This is a genomic window from Burkholderia sp. AU39826 (genome assembly GCF_020419965.1).
In the GTDB taxonomy this organism is placed as follows: domain Bacteria; phylum Pseudomonadota; class Gammaproteobacteria; order Burkholderiales; family Burkholderiaceae; genus Burkholderia; species Burkholderia semiarida.
This window is the reverse complement of the sequence record NZ_JAIZQG010000001.1, coordinates 401209-423383: the sequence shown is the minus strand read 5'-3', so window position 1 is coordinate 423383 and position 22175 is coordinate 401209. Positions and strand designations below refer to the sequence as shown.

The following is a 22175-nucleotide window of genomic DNA, read 5'->3' as shown; positions in this document are numbered from 1 at the left end:
TTCGATTGACTTGTCGTTCCCCTACGCGGGCACCGCGGACCGGGAGCGATCGAGTTCCGCAATGTGCGCGTGAATCGCCGGGATCAGGTCGCGCCCGTAGGCCAGCGCATCGTCGAGCGGATCGAAACCGCGAATCAGGAACGTCGAGACGCCGAGCCGGTAATACGCGCCCAGCGCTCGCGCAACCTGTTCCGGCGTGCCGACCAGCGCGGTCGAATTCCAGCGTGCGCCGGTCAGGTTCGCGACACCCATCCACAGCCGCTCGTCGAGCACGTCGCCCTGCGCGGCGGCTGCCATCAGCCGCTGCGAGCCCGCATTCTGCGGCGCGTGGCCGTCGATCGGCTGGCCGTTCGCGAGCCGCGCCGCACGCACGCGCTCGCGGATCGCCTCCGCTTTCTCCCACGCGGCCGCCTCGGTATCGGCGACGATCGGCCGAAACGACACGCTGATGCGCGGCACACGCCCGAACGGCGCGGCGGCGGCCCGCACGCGCGCGATCTGCTCGCGCACCGCGTCGAGCGGCTCGCCCCACGTCATGTAGACATCCGCATGCTCGCCCGCGACCGCGAGCGCGGCCGGCGACGAGCCGCCGAAATAGATCGGCACATGCGGTCGTTGCGCGCCCTTCACGACCGGCGACGCACCGCGCAGCCGATAGAACGGGCCGTCGTGATCGACCGGCGCATCGGCCAGCCAGATCCGTTTCAGCACGTCGAGATATTCGCCGGTGCGGCGGTAGCGCGCATCGTGCGGCACGAAATCGCCGTCGCGCTGCAGGTCCGCATCATCGCCGCCCGACACCACGTTCAGCGCCAGCCTGCCGCCGCTGAACACGTCGAGCGTCGCTATCTGCCGCGCGGCGGCCGACGGCACGATCACGCCCGGCCGGTGCGCGAGCAGCAGGCGGATGCGTTCGGTCGCGGCGGCCGCGAACGACGCGACGATGAAGCCGTCCGCCGCGTTGCTGAAATGGCCGATCAGGATCTGGTCGAAACCGGCGGCCTCGTGCGCCCGCGCGAAGCGGCGCACGTAGTCGGGCTGGACGGCCGCGCCGCCCGGTACGTCGACCTCCGCGCCGGGTGTCGCGGTGATCATGCCGATGATGTCGACTGGCATGTCGGGATGTCCTTGGGTATGTCGATCAGGAATCGCGGGAATCGCTGCAACCGTGAAGCGGGCCGCCCGGTCACTGCGCGGCGGCCGTCTTTTGCGCGGGCGCGGCGAACGCGCCCGCATACGAGCGGTCGAGCAGCTTCGACGTGTCGTACGCGGCCGGAATCACGCCGGCCTTGTACAGGAAATCGGCCGTGTTCTGCGCATCCTTCGCGGCCGTTTCGTCGACCGGGCCGACGCGCTGTTTCGCGTTGTCGAGCCAGCGATACGCGACGTCGGGTTCGAGCTTCGCGCGCTTCGCCCACAGGTCCGCGTACTCGCGCGGATGAGTGTCGACCCACTGGCGCGCCACCACCACGCGCCGCAGGAAATCGGTGATCTCGGCGCGCTTGCCCGACGTGGCCTGCTCGTTCGCGGCGACGAAGCTCAGCGCCGGCATCAGCCCTTGCGCGGTCGCTACGGGGCGCGCGCCTTGCCGCAATGCGAGCGTGCTGACGAACGGCTCCCACAGCGACACCGCGTCGACCGAACCGTTCGCGAGCGCGTTGGTCGCGTCGATCGGCATCAGGTACGCGTACTTCACCGAATCGGCGCGCAGGCCCGCGTGTTCGAGCGCGCGCAGCACGAGCTGCTGGCTCCAGGCGCCGCGCCATACCGCGATGGTCTTGCCCTGCAGGTCGGCCACGGTCCGCACCGGCGAGTGCTTCGGCACGAGGATCGCGACGCCGTCGAGGCTCTGCCGCGACACGGCGACGACCTTGACCGGCGCGCCGCGCGCGGCCAGCGTGAGCAGCGCGGAATCGCCGAGGAAGCCGAGGTCGATCGCGTTGCCGTTCAGGCTTTCGGCCACCGGCGCGGCGGCCTGGAAGTGCTTCCACTCGATCGTGTAAGGCAGGTCCTTCAGCACGCCGGATGCTTCCATCGACGCCTGGATGTTGAAGTAGTTCTGTTCACCCACGCGCAGCGTGACGGTGTCTTTGGCGATGCCCGGCTGCGCGGCGAGCGCCAGCAAGAGCGCCGTGACGATTCGGCTCGGCAACATGATCTCCCGGAAGGTTGGCGGGCGGCCTTGCGACGGCGACGCCCTATGGTCCGCCGTGCGAAACCGCCAGCGCGACGGATGGAACCGGTGAAGATACGTCGATCCACTTCATGACACAAACGCAATATTCTTCTATGCAAAGATGCAAATATTTTATGAATTACGCGTGCATGCCCGGGGCTCGCCGCACCACGGCCGCCACGTGAAATTCGAATGATTCCTCGATGGATATTTCGTGCACGAAATAAATCCCGCACTATATTTCGCATACGAAACAACTCCCCGAACGAGGACGCCATGACCGCCCGACCCATCGAGTTTTCCGCCGCCGACGGCTATGTGCTGCACGGCACGCTGTGGTCGCCGCATGCACCGCCGCGCGCGCTGGTGCTGATCCATCCGGCGACGGCCGTGCCCGAGCGGCTGTATGCGGGCTTCGCGCGCTTCCTGACGGAGCGCGGTTTCGCGGCGCTGACGTACGACTATCGCGGCATCGGCGCATCGCGGCCCGCGCGTCTGGGCGCGCTGCAGGCCCGCATGCGCGACTGGATGGAGCTCGACGTCGGCGCCGCGACCGCTTGGGCCCGGCACACGCATGAAGGGCTGCCGCTGCTGGCGGTCGGCCATAGCGTCGGCGGACATGCGATCGGGCTGTCCGGCGCGACGACGCATCTGCGCGCGGCCGTGCTGGTCGCCGCGCACGCGGGCAGCACGCGGCTGATCGCGCGGGCGGCCGAACGCCTGAAGGTGCGGCTGATCCTGCGCGTGCTCGGCCCGCTGACGTCCGCACTGCTCGGCTACGTGCCCGGCAGGCGGCTCGGGCTCGGCGAGGATCTGCCGGCCGGCGTGTTCCGCGAATGGAGCCGCTGGACGACGCTGCCGCACTACTTCTTCGACGATCCGACGCTCGGCGCGGCCGAGCGCTTCTCGAAGCAGCGCTTGCCGATCCTCGCGCTCGGCTTCGACGACGATCCGTGGGCGAACCCGGCCGCGATCGGCCTGCTGGTAAGCTATCTGACCCGCGCGAAGGTCGAACGCCGCCAGATCGATCCGCGCGCGGCGGGCAGCGGCCCGGTCGGGCACATGGGCTTCTTTCGGAGCCGGCCCGGCGCCGTGCTGTGGCCCGACGTCGCCGACTGGCTCGCGCAGGCGCTCGACACGCCGCGCACCGCGGGCCGCCCCTCCCTTTCCATTGCAGCCGGGAACCCAGCTTGAGCGAAGACCGACGACTGTTTTTCCTGTTGAACATCGGCCAGCGGCGCGTGCAGCGCTGGATCGACCGCAAGGCCGAAACCGACACGCGCGCGAGCGCCGCGCAGGCCGGCGCGCTGTTCTGCCTCGCGAAGCAGGACGGCGCGCTGATCGGCGAGGTCGGCGCCGCGCTGCAGCTCGCGCCGTCCGCGATGACAGGGCTCGCCGACCGGATGGCGAAGGCCGGCCTCATCACGCGCCATGCCGATTCGGACGACGGCCGCGCGACGCGGCTATACCTGACCGACGCAGGCCACGCGGCCCTCAAGCGTGCGCGCGTGCTGCTGCGCGAACTCAACGGCAAGCTCTGCGACGGGTTTTCCGACGACGAACTCGACGTCGTCGCGCGCTGGCTGCACGCGTTGCAGGAGCGGTTTCCGGCGGAGCGCTGAACGGCGCTTCACGCGCGCGCGACCGGCTCGTGCCGGCATCGATCGCAAGCGATCGCAAGCGATTGCGATTCGCGTTTTCGATTCGATTTTCATGCCGCCGCAACGGCAAATCTTGCGTGCCGGACGCCCGCTTCCGGCAACGCTTTCCGGCTACGTCCTGTTACAAAAAACCGCCTGTCGCGCGACATTCGAATCGCCTACATTGCAATCCACTTCGACACATTCGTCGCATGCCCGGACTGGCTTTCCCGACGGGTCGACATCGCAGACACAGCCGACAAGCAAGGAAAACGAAGAGGAGTCTTGACCGAAGCGCTGGCGGCATCCAGCGCACGCGGATCGCGATGGCTGAAACGGCATGCTGAACGGCACGTAACGACGCGTGCGGCACGACCGGTCGCACCGCTTCGCGTCGTCTCGTCGTGCCCCGCCATCGCCTCCGCACCTCACCGAGGAGTCGTCCATGCGACGCATGATCGTGTCCCATCCGCTTGTTACCCGCCTGTCCGCCGCGATTGCGCTGGCCGCCGCCGCCGCGGCGCACGCCGAGCCCGTCGTCGTGTCCGGGCCGAGCCCGTTCGCCGCGTGCACCATCGGCGGCCCGGGCACCAACTACGTGAATGCAGAAGTCGAACCGTGGCTCGCGGTCAATCCGGCGAACCCGAACAACATGATCGGCGTGTGGCAGCAGGACCGCTGGTCGAACGGCGGCGCCCACGGGCTCGTCGCCGGCTATACGTTCGACGCCGGCGCGACCTGGGCGCGCACGCCGCAGCCGTTCAGCGCCTGCGCGCCGGGCGGGCTCAAGTACGAACGCGCGTCCGATCCATGGGTCTCGTTCGGGCCGGACGGCACCGCGTACTCGGTGTCGATCTCGTTCAACCAGTCGAACAACGGCAACGCGGTGGGCGCGTCGGTGTCGACCGACGGCGGACAGACGTGGAGCAGCCCGGCCGTGCTGATCGCGAACGACGAGCCGACGACGCAGTTCTTCAACGACAAGGAATCGGTGACGGCCAACCCGGTGAAGGCGGGCACCGCATACGCGGTATGGGACCGTCTCGAACTGCCGAACGGCAACCCGTACGCGAACCTGCACACGCAGGCGTACCGCGGGCCCACGCTGTTCTCGAAGACGACCGACGGCGGCAAGACGTGGAGCGCCGCGAAGGTCATCGTCAACGTGCCGTCGCGCCAGCAGACGATCGGCAACCAGATCGTCGTCGATCCGAAGAGCGGCACGCTCTACGATTTCTTCGACCTGATCCAGCCGCCGTTCGGCAAGGCGGCCGGCAAGGTCGCGTTCGTCAAGTCGACCGACGACGGCGCGACGTGGACCAAGCCGCGGATCATCGCGGGGCTGCAGACGGTCGGCGTCACGGATCCGAACACCGGCGAACCCGTGCGCACCGGCGACATCATTCCGGAACCCGCGATCGACCCGGCATCGGGCCAGCTCTACGTCGTGTGGCAGGACAGCCGCTTCAATGGCGGCACGTACGACGAGATCGCGATATCGACGTCGAAGGATGGCGGCGCGACGTGGAGCGCCCCGCGACAGGTGAACACGCCGACCGGGCGCCCCGCGTTCAATCCGTCGGTTCGCGTCGACAACACGGGTGCGGTGATGGTCACGCACTACGACTTCCGCGACCTGCAGGCCGGCAACACGACGACGCTGCCGACCGGCTTCTGGCGCAAGATCTCGCACGACGGCGGCGCCACGTTCGCCGACGAGCGGCGCGTCGGCGGCCCGTTCGACATGAAGCTCGCGCCCAACGCCGAAGGGTTCTTCATCGGAGACTACCAGGGGCTCGACGTCATGCCGTCGTCGTCGTTCCATCCGTTCTTCGTGCAGACGAGCGCGGGCAATCTGACGAACCGCACCGACGTGTTCTTCGCGCCGTGATGCGCGGATGACCGTCACGCCGCCGCGACGCCATGCGTCGCACGGCGGCGTGCGTGGGCATCAATGCATGTCGGTGAGCACGATGCGCCCGTCGACCTTCCCTTCCCGCAGCTTCGCGAACACGTCGTTGATGTTGCCGAGCCGGTCGCGATGGATATGCGCGCGCACCAGGCCGTCCGCCGCGAAATCGAGCGACTCCTGCAGATCGCGGCGCGTACCGACGATCGACCCGCGCACGGTGATGCCGTTCAGCACGGTCGAGAAGATCGGCAGCGGGAAATCGCCGGGCGGCAGCCCGTTGAGCGCCACCGTACCGCCGCGCCGGACCATCCCGAGCGCCTGCGCGAACGCGCTGCGCGACACGGCCGTGACCAGCACGCCGTGCGCGCCGCCGATTTCCTTCTGGATCACTTTCGCGGGATCGTCGACCGACGCATCGATCGTCAGATGCGCACCCAGTTGCCGCGCCAGCGCGAGCTTGTCGGGTGAAATGTCGATCGCAGCGACGTGCAGGCCCATCGCACGCGCATACTGCACGGCCACGTGCCCGAGGCCGCCGATGCCGGAGATCGCGAGCCACTGGCCCGGGCGCGTATCGGTGACGCGAATGCCCTTGTAGACCGTGACGCCCGCGCACAGGATCGGCGCGATCTCGTCGAATGCCACCTGCGCGGGCAACTGGCCGACGTAATCGGGATCGGCCAGCACGTATTCGGCGTAGCTGCCGTTCACCGAATAGCCGGTGTTCTGCTGGCCATGGCACAGCGTTTCCCAGCCCGTGCAGCAGTACTCGCAATGGCCGCAGGCCGTGTAGAGCCACGGCACGCCGACGCGGTCGCCCTCGCGCACGTGCGTGACGCCCGCGCCGACCGCCGCGACGATCCCCACGCCTTCGTGGCCGGGGATGAACGGCAGCGACGGCTTGACGGGCCAGTCGCCGTCGGCCGCGTGCAGATCGGTATGGCAGACGCCCGACGCCTTGATGTTGACGAGAATCTGGCCGGGCCCCGGCGTCGGGACCGGCACCTCCTCGATACGCAACGGCTCGCCGAACGCGTGTACCACGGCCGCTTTCATGGTCTGGGTCATGCGTTGCTCCTGTCTGGTCGATGAGCGACCCAGTATCCGGTTTCGGAATCGGAGCGCGTTGATACGCGTCAACGCATTGGAACGGATGCAGCGGTCGACGCGGCTTCGGCACGATCGGCGTCGTTTGACGCGAAAGCGCGAGCCGGCGGTTGCACGCCGCCCGCTGTTCCCGCCGCGCCTTCACCGTTCCAACGGAAAGCCGACGAGATCCCATTATCCGGCTTGGAATTTGACATGATATAACATATCATTTCGCGTGCTCGTCCCCCTGACACCGTTCCAGTCAGGTGGCCGCGCGTCGCCGAGCCATGTTCCAACGGGTTACTGCGCGTCACTGATGCAACAATATATCGTATCTACCCGTGATCCGCATCGCTCGTTATCCGATCCCGATTCCAACCGATTCACCGACCATGCGCGACCTCCCTCGCTTACCGCTTCGCCCGCTCTCGTCCCTGTCGTTGATGCTGTTCGCCGCCGTCGCCCACGCGCAGACCGATGCGCCCGCCGCATCCGGCACGCCAGCCGCCTCATCGTCGCCGCTCGCACCGATCTTCGTGACCGCGAACCCGCTCGGCGACGCCGAACCGCTCGCACCGACCGTCCAGCTTTCCGGCGATGCGCTGACGCGCCGCCAGGCCGATTCGCTCGGCGAAACGCTCGACGGGCTGCCCGGCGTGTCGACCACCACCTACGGGCCGATGGTCGGCCGTCCGATCATCCGCGGGATGGACGGCGACCGGATCCGGCTGCTGCAGAACGGCGTCGCGGCGTATGACGCGTCGTCGCTGTCGTACGACCACGCGGTGCCGCAGGATCCGCTGTCGATCGAGCGCGTCGAGATCGTGCGCGGCCCGGCCGCGCTGCTGTACGGCGGCAATGCGGTGGGCGGCGTGGTCAACACGATCGACAACCGGATTCCGCGCGAGGCGATCCAGGGCGTGACCGGCGCGCTCGACGCGCGCTATGGCGGCGCGAATTCCGTGCGCGCCGGCGCCGCGCAGGTCGAAGGCGGCAACGGCCGCTTCGCGTTCCACGTCGACGCGTTCGATCGCGAAACGAGCAAGCTGCGGATTCCCGGCTACGCACGCAGCAGCCAGCAACGCGCGATCGACGGCCCCGACACGCCGCAGCCGGAAGGCAACGTGCCGAACAGCGACGGCCGCGTGCACGGCGGTGCGGTCGGCGCGTCGTACACGTGGGCGGACGGTTTCGCGGGCCTGTCGTACAGCGGCTACGAATCGAACTACGGCTCCGTCGCGGAGAGCGACGTGCGGCTGCGGATGCGCCAGGAACGCCTCGCGCTCGCATCCGAGGTGCGCAACCTGAGCGGGCCGTTCACGAAGCTGAAATTCGATTTCGCCTACACCGACTATCGCCACAAGGAGGTCGACAACGGCGAGACCGCGACCACCTTCCGCAATCGCGGCTACGAGGCGCGCATCGAGGCGCGCCATCGCAAGATCGGGCCGTTCGAAGGCGCGATCGGCGTGCAGTTCGGCCAGAACACGTTCTCGGCGCTGGGCGACGAAATGCTCGTGCCGTCCACGCGCACCAACAGCGTCGCGCTGTTCGGCCTCGAGGAATGGCAGGTCGTTCCGGCGCTGAAGTTGAGCTTCGGCGGCCGCTTCGAGCACGTGAAGGTCGATCCCGATCCGGCCGGCGTGGAGAAATTCGCGCTCGCGCAGCCGCGCGACTTCAACGCGGGCAGCCTGTCGGCCGGCGCGCTGTTCTCGCTGACGCCCGTATGGTCGGTCGCGGCGAACGTCGCGTACACCGAACGCGCGCCGACTTTCTACGAGCTGTATTCGAACGGCCCGCACGATGCGACCGGCCAGTTCCTGATCGGCAACCCGAACGCGTCGAAGGAAAAGGCCGTATCGACCGACCTGTCGCTGCGCTATGCGAGCGGACCGAACCGCGGCAGCGTCGGCGTGTTCTACAACCGCTTCTCGAACTATCTGACCGAATACAACACCGGCCGCGTGGTGGACGACGACGGCGAACCGGTCGCGCCCGGCACCGACGGCTCGCTCAACGAGGCGATCTATCGCGGCGTGCGCGCCGAGTTCTACGGCATCGAGCTGGACGGCAAGTGGCGTGCATTCGCGCGGCGCGGCCATACCGTCGATCTCGAACTGACGGCCGACTACACGCACGCGCGCAACGTCGATACGGGCCAGCCGCTGCCGCGCATCGCGCCGCTGCGCGCGACGCTGGCAGCCGACTACGGCTACGGCCCGTTCGGCGCGCGTGCGCAAGTCACGCACGCGTGGTCGCAGCATCGCGTGCCCGACAACGACTTCTCCACCGACGGCTACACGTCGCTCGGCGTGATGCTGACGTACAAGTTCCGCGTCGGCCCGACGCACTGGCTCGCGTACCTGCGCGGCGACAACCTGACGAACCAGGAGATTCGCTACGCGACGTCGGTCGTGCGCGGCTTCGCCCCGCAAGGCGGCCGCAGCGTGATGGCCGGACTGCGCACCACGTTCTGACCTTCGTACGTACGGCCCGCGGCGCCGGCCGCGGGCGAACACGACGCGCTTCGAGGGGAATCTCACGATCGCGCAGATGGACGAGACGACGCAGCGGAACGCGGCGCGGCAGCGCGGCGTCGTCGGCCGGTACGCGCCGCGGAGCCTTGCGCACACTGCGTTCGCCGTGCGGCGCAAGTTTCGGTCCCGCTCGGGCATCGCCCGTTACCGTATCGCTGCCATGGATACCGCGCGGCAGACGCGTCCGCCCCGTCCGTCCACATGGACTTTTAAAACGCACGAATGACGAGTATCCTAAAAAAAGCACTTTTCGACCGGGCGGCGAATCGCGTGCCCTGACTCCCGTCCGATCGCCATGCGGCCCCGTCGTATCGCGCACCGCGCGCCGACGGTGGCGTCTGCCTCTCGCGCCTTGGCCGCACGAACCTTCCCCCAACAATCGTCAGGAGAGCTGGTGAGCCGACTCGTCGTCGTATCCAATCGCATCGCGGACCCTCGTAAAGCCGCGGCCGGCGGCCTCGCCGTCGCCGTGAAGGACAGCCTGCAGGAAACCGGCGGCGTCTGGTTCGGCTGGAGCGGCAGGCTACGCGGCGGCGACGATAACCCCGCGCATGGCGACGACGTGCAGGTGCAGAACGTCGGCGGCATTCAGCTCGCGACGGTCGATCTCGATCCGCAGGACTACGACGCTTACTACCTCGGCTACTCGAACAACGTGCTGTGGCCGGTGTTTCACTACCGGCTCGATCTCGCGCAGTTCGACCGGCGCTTCGCCGACGGCTACCGGCGCGTGAACCAGTTGTTCGCGCGCAAGCTGCGCACGCTGCTGCGGCCCGACGACGTGATCTGGGTGCACGACTATCAGCTGATTCCGCTCGCCGCCGAGCTGCGCGCGATGGGCTGCACGAATCCGATCGGCTTCTTCCTGCACATTCCGATGCCGCCGCCGCCGATCATGGCCGCGATCCCGGAACACGAATGGCTGATGCGCTCGCTGTTCGCGTACGACCTCGTCGGCTTCCAGACCGAATCGGATCTGCTCCACTTCGAGCATTACGTCGAGGCGGAAGCCGGCGCGGCGCGGCTACCGGACGGACGGCTGCGGGCATTCGGCCGCACGCTGTCGGCCGGCGCGTTCCCGATCGGCATCAACGTCGACGAGTTCGAGTCGCTCGCGCGCGATCGCGACGGCCTCGACATGTTCGAGCGCATGCGCGACGAATATTCGCGCCGCCAGTTGCTGGTCGGCGTCGACCGGCTCGATTACACGAAAGGGCTGCCGCAGCGCGTGCATGCGTTCCGCGAGCTGCTCGAACAGTATCCGGAGAACCGCGACCGCGCGACGCTGATCCAGATCGCCGCGCCGAGCCGCGAGGATCTCGGCGCCTACGACGACCTGCGGCGCGAGATGGACAGCCTGTGCGGCGCGATCAACGGCGACTACGGCGAGCTCGAATGGATGCCGATGCGCTACATTCACCGCACCGTCGCGCGCAAGCGACTGCCGGGCCTTTACCGCGCGAGCCGGGTCGCGCTCGTCACGCCGCTGCGCGACGGGATGAACCTCGTCGCGAAAGAATTCCTCGCGGCGCAGGACGCGGCCGACCCGGGCGTGCTCGTGCTGTCGCGTTTCGCGGGTGCGGCCGAGCAACTGAAGTCGGCGCTGCTCGTCAATCCGTACGATACGCAAGGCACCGCGCAGGCGATCCAGCGCGCCCTCACGATGCCGCTCGAAGAGCGCCGTCAGCGTCACGCGGCGCTGATGGCGATCATGCGCAAGACCGACGTGCACTGGTGGCGCACGCGCTTTCTCGAAGCGCTCACCGAAGCGGCCGAAGTCGCGGCCGCGACCGAATCCTGACGCGCCGACGCGCAGTCGCACCCCCGTCGTCGTGCAAGCGAGCACGATACCTCTCGACCGATACGTGCGCGTCGCTCATGGCGACTCCGTGCCGGGAAAGAACGGAAAGAGAACGCGCGACGGCTTCATCGATCGGTTTCGTGCGGCCGGCCGTACGCGACGAAATCGCGCTCGACCGCCGACGCCTGCTCCGTTTCGATCGCACCGCCGCGCACGCTCGTTTCGTCGCCGGGTAATACCGGCGTGGCCGACGACGGTTCGATGCGCCCGTCGATCAGCGCCTGCAGCACATCGCGTTCGAGCACCTCGCATTGCAGCAGCCGTCGCGCGATGCGTTCGAGCGCGTCGCGACGTTCGCCGAGCGTCGCCGCGACCCGCGCATGCGCATCGGCCAGCAGCGTGCGCACCTCGTCGTCGATCATCCGCGCGGTGTGCTCGCTGCAGCGGCCGTCGCCCGCATGCCATGCGCCGGGCAGCCCCTGGCGCGCGTCGCCGTCGTCGAACGTCGCGAGCCCGATCTTCTCGCTCATTCCATACTGCATGACCATGTGGCGCGCCATCGCGGTCGCGCGTTCGAGATCGTTCTGCGCGCCGGTCGACACATCGCCGAACACGAGTTCTTCCGCCACGCGCCCGCCGAGCAGCGCGTCGATCCGGTCGAGCAGCTCGCTGCGGCGCAGGACGTAGCGATCCTCGGTGGGCACTTGCTGCGTGTAGCCGAGTGCGGCGACGCCGCGCGGAATGATCGACACCTTCTTCACCGGGTCGCAATGCGCGCGGCTTTCCGCGACGAGCGCATGGCCGGCTTCGTGATACGCGATGGTCAGCTTCTCCTGCTCGTTCATCACGCGGCTCTTGCGCTCGAGGCCCGTCAGCGCGCGGTCGATCGCCTCGTCGAAGTCGGCCATGCCGACTGCCGGCTTGCCGAGTTCGGCCGCATGCAGCGCGGCCTCGTTGACGACGTTCGCGAGATCGGCGCCGACGAAGCCCGGCGTGCGCGACGCGAGCTCGCCGAGATCGACGTCGGCCGCGAGCTTCACGCGCTTCACGTGCACGCCGAGGATCTGGCGGCGGCCGTTCACGTCCGGCCGGTCGATCGCGATGTGGCGATCGAAACGCCCCGGCCTCAGCAGTGCAGGATCGAGGATCTCGGGCCGGTTCGTCGCGGCCATGATGATCACGCCGGAGCCGGCCTGGAAACCGTCCATCTCGACCAGCAACTGGTTGAGCGTCTGTTCGCGTTCGTCGTTTCCCGACATCGGGCCGACGCCGCGCACCTTGCCGAGCGCATCGAGCTCGTCGACGAACACGATGCACGGCGCCTTCTGCTGCGCCTGCTCGAACAGGTCGCGCACGCGCGCGGCGCCCACGCCGACGAACATCTCGACGAACGCCGAGCCGCTGATCGAGAAGAACGGCACGGCCGCCTCGCCCGCCACCGCGCGCGCGAGCAGCGTCTTGCCCGTACCCGGCGCGCCGACGACGAGCACGCCTTTCGGAATCTTGCCGCCGAGCCGCTGGTAGCGATCGGGGTTGCGCAGGAACGCGACGAGCTGCTGCAGTTCGGCCTTCGCTTCGTCGATGCCGGCGATGTCGTCGAACGTGATGCCGGTTTCCTGCTGCACGTACACGCGCGCGCGGCTCTTGCCCATGCCGGTGAAGTCCTGCAGCCCGCCGCGCTTGCGCAGCATCATGTTCCATACGAACACGAGCAGCATCAGCGGCAGCAGCCACGACGCGAGCGATGTGAGCCAGCCGGTGTCGGGCGTGCCGTGATAGCGGATGCCGGCGGCGGTCAGCGTGTCGATCAGGTGCTCGTCGGTCACGCGGCTGGTCGTGAAGCGCCACGGCGCGCCGGCCTGCCGCACCACCGCGGCGTCGGACGCAGGCAGGATCGTGCCGGCCTGCGGCATCTTCAGCGTGCCCGAGATCGACGCCGGGCCGACCTCGAGATCGTCGACGAGCCGCGCCGCGACTAGCCGGTGGAAATCGCTGTATGCAATCGGCGCCGACGTCGGGCGCAGCATCAGCAACTGCGCGGCGAATAGCACGAAGAAGCCCGCCGCAATCAGCAATCCCGGGTAGTCGAATTTCCTGTCCATGGCATCGGGCCGGCCCTACCTGCTGCGCCGCGTGCGCTCACGTCGGCACGCGCGCGCATCCGGTACGCGGCGGCCAGGCGAAAACGGCATGCATCCGCGCCATCGTCGCGTCGCTGTGTCGCGTCGTTCGTCGCATCGATCCCGCCTCGGCAACCCCATCGGCCGGCGTCGCCGGGCGGTCCTCGCCCGGGCGGCACGCCGCGACGCACCGCCCCTGGTTCAAGTCTAGTTCGCGCACGGACGTCGCGCATCGCTCGCCGCGCGAGCGTCGAATCGTCAGACGAACGGCTTTCATCCGCCCCCTTGCCGCGCTATAGTCGCGTGCATGACGTTTTCGTGACAGCCGCAGTGCGCCGCCTCGCACGATGCCGGCCGTTGCATTTTTTCGCCCCGCGTCGCGGCCGCCCACGCGGCACCGGCGCGCATCGAACGACAACACTCACCCGCCCATCCGAGGAGCCCACGACGTGAACGACACCCCCGATCGCCCCGACGACCTTCCCGCCGATCCCGACCGCCGCCGTGTGCTCGGCGGCCTCGCCGCGATCGGCGCCGGTGTCGCGCTCTCCGGCTGCGAAACCACCGCGGGCAACGCGCCGCGTTCGGCCGCCGACCTGCGCATCGACGAAGCGTTGCGCCAGCGCGTGCGCCACATCGTCGTGATCTATGCGGAAAACCGCAGCTTCGCGAACCTGTACGGCGATTTCCCCGGCGTGCGCTACCCGCTGAGCGAAGTGCGCCCCGAGCACGCGCAGCAGCTCGATCGCGACGGCAAGACGCCGCTGCCGGTGCTGCCGAAGATCTGGGGCGGGCTCGTGCCGCAGGCGCAGGAGGTGGACGGCAAGCGCTACGCGATCGCCGAGCGCGACATCGACAAGCTGCCGAACGCGCCGTTCCGGATTACCGACGCGCAGGGCCAACCGCTGCCGAACGGCGTGATCACGCGCGACCTGTGGCATCGCTTCTACCAGAACCAGATGCAGATCGCGGGCGGGCGCAACAACCAGTTCGCCGCGTGGGCCGATTCGGGCGGCCTCGTGATGGGCCATTACCGCAATTCGGCCGACACGCTGCGGCTGTGGAATCTCGCACGGCAATACACGCTGTGCGACAACTTCTTCATGGCGGCCTTCGGCGGCTCGTGGATGAACCACATGTTCCTGATCTCCGCGCAGCCGCCGCTGTATCCGGACGCGCACAAGCATCCGCATGCGGCGAAGCTGTTGTCGAAGGTCGAAGGCGACGATCCGGCCGGCACGCGCCTGAAGCTCGCCGACGATTCGCCCGCGTCCGCGCTCGACGGCCCGCCGAAATTCGCGGTCGACGGCCCGCTGACGCCGGACGGGTACGGCGTGAACACGATGGCGCCGCCGTACCAGCCGAGCTACGTGCCGCCGCCGGATCCGGGCAACGCCGCGTATGCGGATCCGGCCGACCATCGCGTGATGCCGCCGCAGGGCTACGCGACGATCGGCGACCGCCTGTCGGAGAAGAACATCGACTGGGCGTGGTACAGCGGCGCGTGGCAGTACGCGCTCGATCATCGCGACACGGGCACGGTGCCCGACTTCCAGTACCACCACCAGCCGTTCAACTACTTCGCGAACTACGCGCCCGGCACCGAAGCTCGCCGCAAGCATTTGCGCGACGCGGGGCTCGGCGACGAACCGTCGACCAACCACTTCATCGCCGACATCGACGCGGGGCGCCTGCCTGCCGTCACGTTCTACAAGCCGCAGGGCAACCTGAACATGCACGCGGGCTATGCGGACATCGAATCGGGCGACCGACACATCGCGACCGTGATCGACCATATCCGGCGCGGGCCGCAATGGGAACACACCGTGATCGTGATGACGCACGACGAGAACGGCGGCTGGTGGGATCACGTCGCGCCGCCGGTCGGCGATCGTTGGGGCCCCGGCTCGCGGATCCCGGCGCTCGTGATCTCGCCGTTCGCGAAAAAGGGCTTCGTCGATCACACGCTGTACGACACGAACGCGATCCTGCGCTTCATCAGCCGCGTGCACGGCCTCGCGCCGCTCGACGGCGTGGTCCGGCGCGACAACGCGTTCGCCGCGCGCGGCGCGACGCCGCCGGGCGATCTGACGAACGCGCTCGATCTCGGCTGACAACCGGTTGATCGCGTGAAACGACGACGCCCCGGGCCACGCGACGGTGGCCCGGGGCGTTCATGGCGCTTGCAGAGCGGTGACGTCGAGGCCGCTCGTCAGCCGCCGATACGCTGCTCGATCTTCTTCATCGTGTCGGTCATCTCGGCGGGCAAGCGCAGCTTCAGCATGTCGAACAGCGCCGCGTGCAGCTTCAGTTCCTCGCGCCATTCGTCCGCGTTCATCGACGTCACCGCATCGAATTGCTCCCGCGTGAAATCGAGGCCGTCCCAGTGCAGGTCCTCATACGCAGGCGACACGCCGAACGCATGCTCGCCGCCGCCGCCGGTGCCTTCGAGACGATCGAGCATCCACTTCAGCACGCGCATGTTCTCGCCGAAGCCCGGCCACACGAACTTGCCGTTCGCATCCTTGCGGAACCAGTTCACGCAATAGATCTTCGGCAGCGTCGCGCCGGCGGCTTCGAGCTGCCGGCCGAGCTTGAGCCAGTGCGCGAAATAATCGCTGACGTTGTAGCCGCAGAACGGCAGCATCGCGAACGGATCGCGGCGCACGACGCCCTGCTGGCCGACGGCCGCCGCGGTCGTCTCGGAGCCCATCGTCGCGGCCATGTACACGCCTTCGACCCAGTCGCGCGCTTCCGTGACGAGCGGCACCGTCGTCGAGCGGCGGCCGCCGAAGATGAACGCGTCGATCGGCACGCCGGCCGGGTTTTCCCAGTCGTCGTCGATCGACGGGCACTGCGCGGCCGGCGCGGTGAAGCGCGAATTCGGATGCGCGGCCTTGCGGCCGGTTTCCTTGCCAATCTCGGGCGTCCACGGATTGCCCTGCCAGTCGGTCAGCTTCGCGGGCGGCGTGTCGGTCAGCCCTTCCCACCACACGTCGCCGTCTTCCGTCAGCGCGACGTTCGTGAAGATCACGTTTTCCTTCAGCGTGGCGATCGCGTTCGGGTTGGTCTTCACGCCGGTACCCGGCGCCACGCCGAAGAAACCGGCTTCCGGGTTGATCGCATACAGGCGACCGTCGCGGCCCGGCTTCAGCCACGCGATGTCGTCGCCGATCGTCGTGACCTTCCAGCCGTCGAAGCCCCGCGGCGGGATCAGCATCGCGAAGTTGGTCTTGCCGCACGCGGACGGGAACGCGGCCGCGACGTGATACTTCTTGCCGGCCGGCGACGTCACGCCGAGGATCAGCATGTGTTCCGCGAGCCAGCCCTGATCGCGGCCCATCGTCGACGCGATGCGCAGTGCGAAGCACTTCTTGCCGAGCAGCGCATTGCCGCCGTAGCCCGAGCCGAAGCTCCAGATCTCGCGCGTTTCCGGAAAGTGCACGATGTACTTCACCGGATTGCACGGCCACGGCACGTCCTGCTGGCCGGCTTCGAGCGGATGGCCGACGCTGTGCACGCACGGTACGAAATCGCCGTCCTCGCCGAGCACGTCGTACACGTCGCGCCCCATGCGCGTCATGATCCGCATGTTCACCGCGACGTACGGGCTGTCGGACAACTCGACGCCGACGTGCGCGATCGGCGAGCCGAGCGGGCCCATGGAGAACGGCACGACGTACAGCGTGCGGCCGCGCATCGCGCCGCGGAACAGACCGCTGAGCGTCTCGCGCATTTCGGCCGGATCGATCCAGTTGTTGGTCGGACCGACGTCGTCGCGCGAAGCCGCGCAAATGAACGTGCGATCCTCCACGCGCGCGACGTCAGACGGATCGGATTGCGCGAGATACGAGTTCGGGCGCTTCGCCGGGTTCAGGCGCGTGAGCGTGCCCTGGTCGACCATCGCCTGGCACAGCGCGTCGTATTCTTCCTGCGAACCGTCACACCACACGACGCGCTCGGGCTCCGTGAGCGCCGCGATGCGCGATACCCAGTCGATCAGCTCGCGATGCTTGACGAAGGCCGGCGGAGCGATCAGCGGGCCATGTGTTGCTTCGGCCAAAGTGTTTTGCGACATGGGGATGTCTCCAGATTATTGGGCGGGGGATGGGGGATGCGGGGTGAACCCGCGAGATGGGAATGCGTGCGGAGCGCAGGGAGCGGCAGCGCGCAGCAGAACGGGACACGCGAGCGGAGCGCGCGTCGATGCCGCGATGCGGGCGAGAGAAGGTGATGTCTCGTATATAAGCGTGCGAACGCGAGTTTCGCCATGCAAGCAACCTGCCATACAACTCCATGTCGGCCAGCATACCATCGCCGTTATTGGGCGGGCGTTGCGTTGCAGCAAGAAACCCGCTGCGCCGGCGCGCCGGCATGCGCGTTGCAGGCAGGTTCTTTTTACGGCGTCGTCGCACACAGTTTGGGGACGAAACGTGTGTGACGACCGCCCTGCAAGGGTTTCGCACGAGCGGCAATTTCAACCTGCCGCTTGGGCAAACGAACAACGCGAACACACGCCGTGCGAATCAGCGTTTTCGCTACTCAGGCAAACCCTGAATCAGGTTGCGTACACAAACATCCTGTTCGAATCGCGATAGACGCCCCCGCTCGAAACGAGGTGCCGGGCAATCACGCGCTCCACGCGTCGAATGAAAAAAAGCCAACCCGTCACGGATTGGCTTTCTGCCGCGGATATGACGATTACGCGAACTGGTTCATCGTGTTGTCCTTGCCCGCCGCCTTCAGCGCCGCTTCGCCGCTGAAGTATTCCTTGTGATCGTCGCCGATGTCAGAACCGGACATGTTCTGGTGCTTCACGCACGCGATGCCCTGACGGATTTCCTTGCGCTGCACGCCGGCCACGTAGCCGAGCATGCCCTGGTCGCCGAAGTATTCCTTGGCCAGGTTGTCGGTCGACAGCGCGGCCGTGTGGTACGTCGGCAGCGTGATCAGATGGTGGAAGATGCCTGCTTCACGCGATGCATCGGCCTGGAACGTACGGATCTTCTCGTCGGCGAGCTTGGCCAGTTCGGTGTCGTCGTATTCGACGCTCATCAGTTGCGCACGGTCGTAAGCCGACACGTCCTTGCCTTCGGCCTTCATCGCGTCGTAGGCCTGCTGACGGAAATTCAGCGTCCAGTTGAACGACGGGCTGTTGTTGTACACCAGCTTCGCGTTCGGGATCACCTTGCGGATCTCGCTGACCATGCCGCCGATCTGCGCGATATGCGGCTTTTCGGTTTCGATCCACAGCAGGTCGGCGCCGTTCTGCAGCGACGTGATGCAGTCGAGCACGCAACGCGCTTCGCCCGTGCCGGCGCGGAACTGGAACAGGTTGCTCGGCAGGCGCTTCGGACGCAGCAGCTTGCCGTCGCGCTTGATGACGACGTCGCCGTTGCCCAGCTGATCGGCCGACAGCTCCTCGCAGTCGAGGAACGAGTTGTATTGATCGCCCAGGTCGCCCGGCTGGTTCGTCACGGCGATCTGCTTGGTCAGGCCGGCGCCCAGCGAATCGGTACGCGCGACGATGATGCCGTCGTCCACGCCCAGCTCCAGGAACGCGTAGCGAATCGCGCGGATCTTCGCGAGGAAGTCCTCGTGCGGCACCGTGACCTTGCCGTCCTGGTGGCCGCACTGCTTCTCGTCCGACACCTGGTTCTCGATCTGGATGCAGCACGCACCCGCTTCGATGAACTGCTTGGCCAGCAGGTAGGTCGCCTCCGCGTTGCCGAAGCCGGCGTCGATGTCGGCGATGATCGGCACGACGTGCGTGACGTGGTTGTCGATCTTTTCCTGGATCGCGGCCTTGGCAGCCGGGTCCTTCGCGGCATCCAGCTCGCGGAACAGGCCGCCCAGCTCACGGGCGTCGGCCTGGCGCAGGAACGTGTACAGCTCGCGGATCAGCGCGCTGACCGAGGTCTTTTCGTGCATCGACTGGTCCGGCAGCGGGCCGAACTCCGAGCGCAGCGCGGCGACCATCCAGCCCGACAGGTACAGGTAGCGGCGTTCGGTGCTGTTGAAGTGCTTCTTGATCGAGATCATCTTCTGCTGGCCGATGAAGCCGTGCCAGCAACCCAGCGACTGCGTGTACTTGGACGGATCGGCATCGTACGCGGCCATGTCGGCGCGCATGATCTTCGCGGTGTACTTCGCGATGTCCAGGCCGGTCTTGAACTTGTTCTGGGCACGCATGCGGGCCGCATACTCGGGGCTGATGGCGTTCCACGCGCTGCCGTGGTTTTCCTTCAAGCCAGCCACTGCCTTGATGTCGTCTTGATATTGGGACATGTCTATCTCCTGGGAACGAAGCGCATTTGAGTAAAGAGTTCAGCGTGCCCGCCGCGTGTGACGAAGCGAACTGCATGGACTCAATAGTAATCCCGTCCGGCAACATTTCGGTCAAGTCTTATATAAGACATAAGATATAAATTTTTGTTGTTTTTCAATGAGATAGCCAAGCGTTTTTGCGATGCAAAACACGGTTTCAAGCGGCGGTAAAACGCGGCGGCGGGAAACCGATGCGAATTCCGCGATATGAAATCTCCTTTCGGCTGCTGGAGAACGGGCCGCGTCGGCAAGACCGGACAGCGACGACCGCTCTCGCCTTTGTCAGGGCTGCGACAAAACGTCTATACTTGGACAATTCTTTAATCCCAGCGCGTCTGCGCCTCTGCCTGCCTCCCGGAGCGCCATGAACGACTCTCCCGTATTCGACACGCTTTGCGACCTGCTGACTACCGCCGGCGCGCGTTTCCGCGTGCTCGAGCATCCGGCGGAAGGCAAATCCGACGCGATCGCCGCGCTGCGCGGCACGCGCCCCGAACAGGGCGCGAAGGCGATGCTCTGCACGTTCAAGGACGGCGGCGACGCCACCGCGCTCGCGGTGATTCCCGGCCACCTGAAGATCGACTTCCGCAAGGTCGCCGATGCGGTTGGCCGGCGCAAGGCGACGCTCGCCTCGCCCGACCTCGCGGCCGCCGTCACGCGTTGCGTGATGGGCGCCGTGCCGCCGTTCGTATTCGATGCGAACGTGACGCTCGTCGTCGATCCGGCGCTGGTCGAGCGCAACGCCGAGATCGCGTTCAACGCGGGCCGCCTCGACCGCTCGGTCGTGCTCGACGCAGCCGACTACGTCCGGATCGCGTGCCCGCTGCTGGCCGACATCACGCGCCCCGAGACGACGGACGCCCCCGCCCCGCAGGAGCACGCATGAGCACGAACCGCAAACCACTGCTGTCGGAGCAGGCATCGCTGATCGAGCAGGTGCAGCGCATCGCCGAAGGGCTCGGCGAGATGTTCGCGCCGTTCACCGAGGTCGTCGTGCACGACCTGCGCACGCCCGAGCACGCGATCCTCGCGATTCACAACAACCTGTCCGGGCGCGCGGTCGGCGATCCCGCAACCGAACTCGGCCTCGCGCGCATCGCCGACGACGATTTCCCGCAGGTGCTCGCGAACTATCCGAACCGCTTCGCCGACGGCCGCACCGCCAAAAGCACGTCGATCGGCATCAAGGATTCGACCGGGCGCTACGTGGCCGCGCTGTGCCTGAATGCCGACGTCACGCTGTTCCGCGGCTTCCAGGGCATGCTGAGCCAGTTCTGCCGCACGGACGGCGAAGCCGTCGTCGAGACGCTCGACCCGGCCGGCGCGGACGCGATCCGGCAGCGCATCGACGCCTTCGCGACACGCCTCGCGACGACGCCGCGCGAGCTGAAGACCGACCAGCGCCGCGAGTTGATGCAGACGCTGAAGGCGGACGGCTTCCTCGAGGTGCGCCGCGCGATGGAGATCGTGTCGCAGCATCTCGGCGTGTCGCGCGCCACCGTCTACAACGATGCGAAGTGACGCGGCGCGCCCCGCATTCCAGTTGACTGACTTTTTCGACCCCGAGCGACCATGAATTCTCCGACTCTCCCCACGTACGACGACGTCGCCGCCGCCGCGGCCCGGCTCGAAGGCCATGCGCACCGCACGCCGGTGATGACGTCGCGGACGATCGACGACGCGCTCGGCGCACAGGTGTTCTTCAAGTGCGAGAACCTGCAGCGCATGGGCGCGTTCAAGTTCCGCGGCGCGTTCAACGCGCTGTCGCGCTTCGACGCGGAACAGCGCCGCCACGGTGTCGTCGCGTTCTCGTCGGGCAACCATGCGCAGGCAATCGCGCTGTCGGCGCGCATCCTCGGCATTCCCGCGACGATCGTGATGCCGCAGGACGCACCGGCCGCGAAGATAGCCGCGACGCGCGGCTACGGCGGCAACGTCGTGACCTACGACCGCTACACCGAGGATCGCGAGCAGATCGGGCGCCAGCTCGCGGAAAAGCACGGGCTCACGCTGGTTCCGCCCTACGATCACCCGGACGTGATCGCCGGCCAGGGCACCGCGGCCAAGGAACTGTTCGACGAAGTCGGCCCGCTCGACGCGGTGTTCACGCCGCTCGGCGGCGGCGGGCTGCTGTCGGGCACCGCGCTCGCCACGCGCGCGCTGTCGGCGCAAGCGAAGCTGTACGGCGTCGAGCCCGAAGCCGGCAACGACGCGCAGCAATCGTTCCGGTCCGGCACGATCGTGCACATCGACACGCCGCGCACGATCGCCGACGGCGCGCAGACGCAGCACGTCGGCAACCTCACGTTCCCGATCCTGCGCCGCGACGTCGACGACATCCTGACCGCGACGGACGCGGAACTGGTCGACTGCATGCGCTTCTTCGCCACGCGCATGAAGCTCGTCGTCGAGCCGACCGGCTGCCTGGCGTTCGCCGCCGTGCGACGGATGAAGGACGCGCTGCAGGGCAAGCGCGTCGGCGTGGTGATCAGCGGCGGCAACGTCGATCTCGAGAACTTCTGCGCGCTGGTGTCGGCACCGGCCTGAGCGTCGCGGCGCGCATGAAGATCCTG

General features: G+C 67.6%; 16 protein-coding genes. 10 read left to right on the top strand and 6 right to left on the bottom strand.

Going from position 1 to position 22175, the window contains the following annotated elements:
* Positions 1-21 precede the first annotated feature (21 nt).
* Positions 22-1116: an LLM class flavin-dependent oxidoreductase gene (locus LGM42_RS01925; RefSeq protein ID WP_060310927.1), complete on the bottom strand. Its 1095-nt coding sequence runs from the start codon at positions 1114-1116 to the stop codon at positions 22-24.
* Positions 1117-1186: 70 nt separating this feature from the next.
* The gene (locus LGM42_RS01920) at positions 1187-2155 is read right to left on the bottom strand and encodes an ABC transporter substrate-binding protein (protein ID WP_226231429.1); all 969 of its coding nucleotides are present in this window, start codon (positions 2153-2155) and stop codon (positions 1187-1189) included.
* Positions 2156-2452: 297 nt separating this feature from the next.
* Between LGM42_RS01920 and LGM42_RS01915 the strand changes: the two genes are divergently transcribed.
* The 3 genes from LGM42_RS01915 (at position 2453) to LGM42_RS01905 (ending at position 5707) form a co-directional block, all read left to right on the top strand.
* The gene (locus LGM42_RS01915) at positions 2453-3370 is read left to right on the top strand and encodes a serine aminopeptidase domain-containing protein (RefSeq protein WP_060310925.1); all 918 of its coding nucleotides are present in this window, start codon (positions 2453-2455) and stop codon (positions 3368-3370) included.
* Positions 3367-3798, top strand: a complete 432-nt coding sequence (locus LGM42_RS01910; protein ID WP_059574360.1) for a MarR family winged helix-turn-helix transcriptional regulator — start codon at positions 3367-3369, stop codon at positions 3796-3798. The genes LGM42_RS01915 and LGM42_RS01910 overlap by 4 nt, the downstream gene beginning before the upstream one ends.
* Positions 3799-4261: 463 nt before the next feature.
* Positions 4262-5707, top strand: coding sequence for a sialidase family protein (locus tag LGM42_RS01905; protein WP_226231428.1), 1446 nt, complete (start codon positions 4262-4264; stop codon positions 5705-5707).
* A 60-nt stretch (positions 5708-5767) separates the two neighbouring features.
* Here the strand turns inward: LGM42_RS01905 and adhP are convergent, their stop codons facing one another.
* Positions 5768-6796, bottom strand: coding sequence for an alcohol dehydrogenase AdhP (adhP, locus tag LGM42_RS01900; RefSeq protein WP_060310922.1), 1029 nt, complete (start codon positions 6794-6796; stop codon positions 5768-5770).
* Positions 6797-7260: 464 nt separating this feature from the next.
* Between adhP and LGM42_RS01895 the strand changes: the two genes are divergently transcribed.
* The 3 genes from LGM42_RS01895 (at position 7261) to otsA (ending at position 11155) form a co-directional block, all read left to right on the top strand.
* Entirely contained in the window at positions 7261-9294 is a 2034-nt protein-coding gene (locus LGM42_RS01895) for a TonB-dependent receptor (protein WP_226231427.1), read from the top strand.
* 76 nt (positions 9295-9370) lie between these two features.
* Positions 9371-9580, top strand: a complete 210-nt coding sequence (locus tag LGM42_RS01890; RefSeq protein ID WP_226231426.1) for a hypothetical protein — start codon at positions 9371-9373, stop codon at positions 9578-9580.
* A 168-nt stretch (positions 9581-9748) separates the two neighbouring features.
* Positions 9749-11155, top strand: a complete 1407-nt coding sequence (gene otsA / locus LGM42_RS01885) for an alpha,alpha-trehalose-phosphate synthase (UDP-forming) (protein WP_060310919.1) — start codon at positions 9749-9751, stop codon at positions 11153-11155.
* A gap of 125 nt (positions 11156-11280) precedes the next feature.
* On the opposite strand, the gene ftsH is transcribed toward otsA, so the two are convergent.
* Positions 11281-13257: an ATP-dependent zinc metalloprotease FtsH gene (ftsH, locus tag LGM42_RS01880; RefSeq protein ID WP_226231425.1), complete on the bottom strand. Its 1977-nt coding sequence runs from the start codon at positions 13255-13257 to the stop codon at positions 11281-11283.
* Positions 13258-13724: 467 nt separating this feature from the next.
* Between ftsH and LGM42_RS01875 the strand changes: the two genes are divergently transcribed.
* Positions 13725-15389 carry an acid phosphatase gene (locus LGM42_RS01875; protein ID WP_226231424.1) on the top strand — a complete coding sequence of 555 codons (1665 nt, stop codon included), beginning with the start codon at positions 13725-13727 and terminating at the stop codon, positions 15387-15389.
* Between the two features lie 98 nt (positions 15390-15487).
* On the opposite strand, the gene LGM42_RS01870 is transcribed toward LGM42_RS01875, so the two are convergent.
* Positions 15488-17353 (bottom strand): phosphoenolpyruvate carboxykinase (GTP), encoded by a 1866-nt coding sequence (locus tag LGM42_RS01870; RefSeq protein WP_226231423.1) that lies wholly within the window; start codon positions 17351-17353, stop codon positions 15488-15490.
* A 623-nt stretch (positions 17354-17976) separates the two neighbouring features.
* Positions 17977-19563: an isocitrate lyase gene (locus LGM42_RS01865; RefSeq protein WP_059574351.1), complete on the bottom strand. Its 1587-nt coding sequence runs from the start codon at positions 19561-19563 to the stop codon at positions 17977-17979.
* Positions 19564-19966: 403 nt separating this feature from the next.
* Between LGM42_RS01865 and LGM42_RS01860 the strand changes: the two genes are divergently transcribed.
* Genes LGM42_RS01860 through LGM42_RS01850 form a run of 3 tightly spaced genes read left to right on the top strand, consistent with a single transcriptional unit; the run spans position 19967 to position 22149 of the window.
* Positions 19967-20488, top strand: coding sequence for a YbaK/prolyl-tRNA synthetase associated domain-containing protein (locus LGM42_RS01860; RefSeq protein WP_226231422.1), 522 nt, complete (start codon positions 19967-19969; stop codon positions 20486-20488).
* A complete protein-coding gene (locus tag LGM42_RS01855; protein ID WP_060310914.1) occupies positions 20485-21123 on the top strand; it encodes a transcriptional regulator in 639 nt (212 codons plus the stop codon). The genes LGM42_RS01860 and LGM42_RS01855 overlap by 4 nt, the downstream gene beginning before the upstream one ends.
* Before the next feature lie 51 nt (positions 21124-21174).
* On the top strand, positions 21175-22149 hold the full coding sequence (locus LGM42_RS01850; protein WP_226231421.1) for a threo-3-hydroxy-L-aspartate ammonia-lyase: 975 nt from the start codon (positions 21175-21177) through the stop codon (positions 22147-22149).
* The last annotated feature ends 26 nt before the right edge of the window (positions 22150-22175 follow it).

Bases quoted from the DNA above. Each gene is read 5' to 3' on its own strand.
- LGM42_RS01895 (WP_226231427.1), top strand. From the start codon at position 7,261: ATGCTGTTCGCCGCCGTCGCCCACGCGCAGACCGATGCGCCCGCCGCA.
- LGM42_RS01850 (WP_226231421.1), top strand. From the start codon at position 21,175: ATGAATTCTCCGACTCTCCCCACGTACGACGACGTCGCCGCCGCCGCG.
- LGM42_RS01915 (WP_060310925.1), top strand. From the start codon at position 2,453: ATGACCGCCCGACCCATCGAGTTTTCCGCCGCCGACGGCTATGTGCTG.
- LGM42_RS01920 (WP_226231429.1), bottom strand. From the start codon at position 2,155: ATGTTGCCGAGCCGAATCGTCACGGCGCTCTTGCTGGCGCTCGCCGCG.
- LGM42_RS01855 (WP_060310914.1), top strand. From the start codon at position 20,485: ATGAGCACGAACCGCAAACCACTGCTGTCGGAGCAGGCATCGCTGATC.
- LGM42_RS01890 (WP_226231426.1), top strand. From the start codon at position 9,371: ATGGACGAGACGACGCAGCGGAACGCGGCGCGGCAGCGCGGCGTCGTC.
- ftsH (WP_226231425.1), bottom strand. From the start codon at position 13,257: ATGGACAGGAAATTCGACTACCCGGGATTGCTGATTGCGGCGGGCTTC.
- LGM42_RS01925 (WP_060310927.1), bottom strand. From the start codon at position 1,116: ATGCCAGTCGACATCATCGGCATGATCACCGCGACACCCGGCGCGGAG.
- LGM42_RS01865 (WP_059574351.1), bottom strand. From the start codon at position 19,563: ATGTCCCAATATCAAGACGACATCAAGGCAGTGGCTGGCTTGAAGGAA.
- LGM42_RS01870 (WP_226231423.1), bottom strand. From the start codon at position 17,353: ATGTCGCAAAACACTTTGGCCGAAGCAACACATGGCCCGCTGATCGCT.
- LGM42_RS01905 (WP_226231428.1), top strand. From the start codon at position 4,262: ATGCGACGCATGATCGTGTCCCATCCGCTTGTTACCCGCCTGTCCGCC.
- LGM42_RS01860 (WP_226231422.1), top strand. From the start codon at position 19,967: ATGAACGACTCTCCCGTATTCGACACGCTTTGCGACCTGCTGACTACC.
- adhP (WP_060310922.1), bottom strand. From the start codon at position 6,796: ATGACCCAGACCATGAAAGCGGCCGTGGTACACGCGTTCGGCGAGCCG.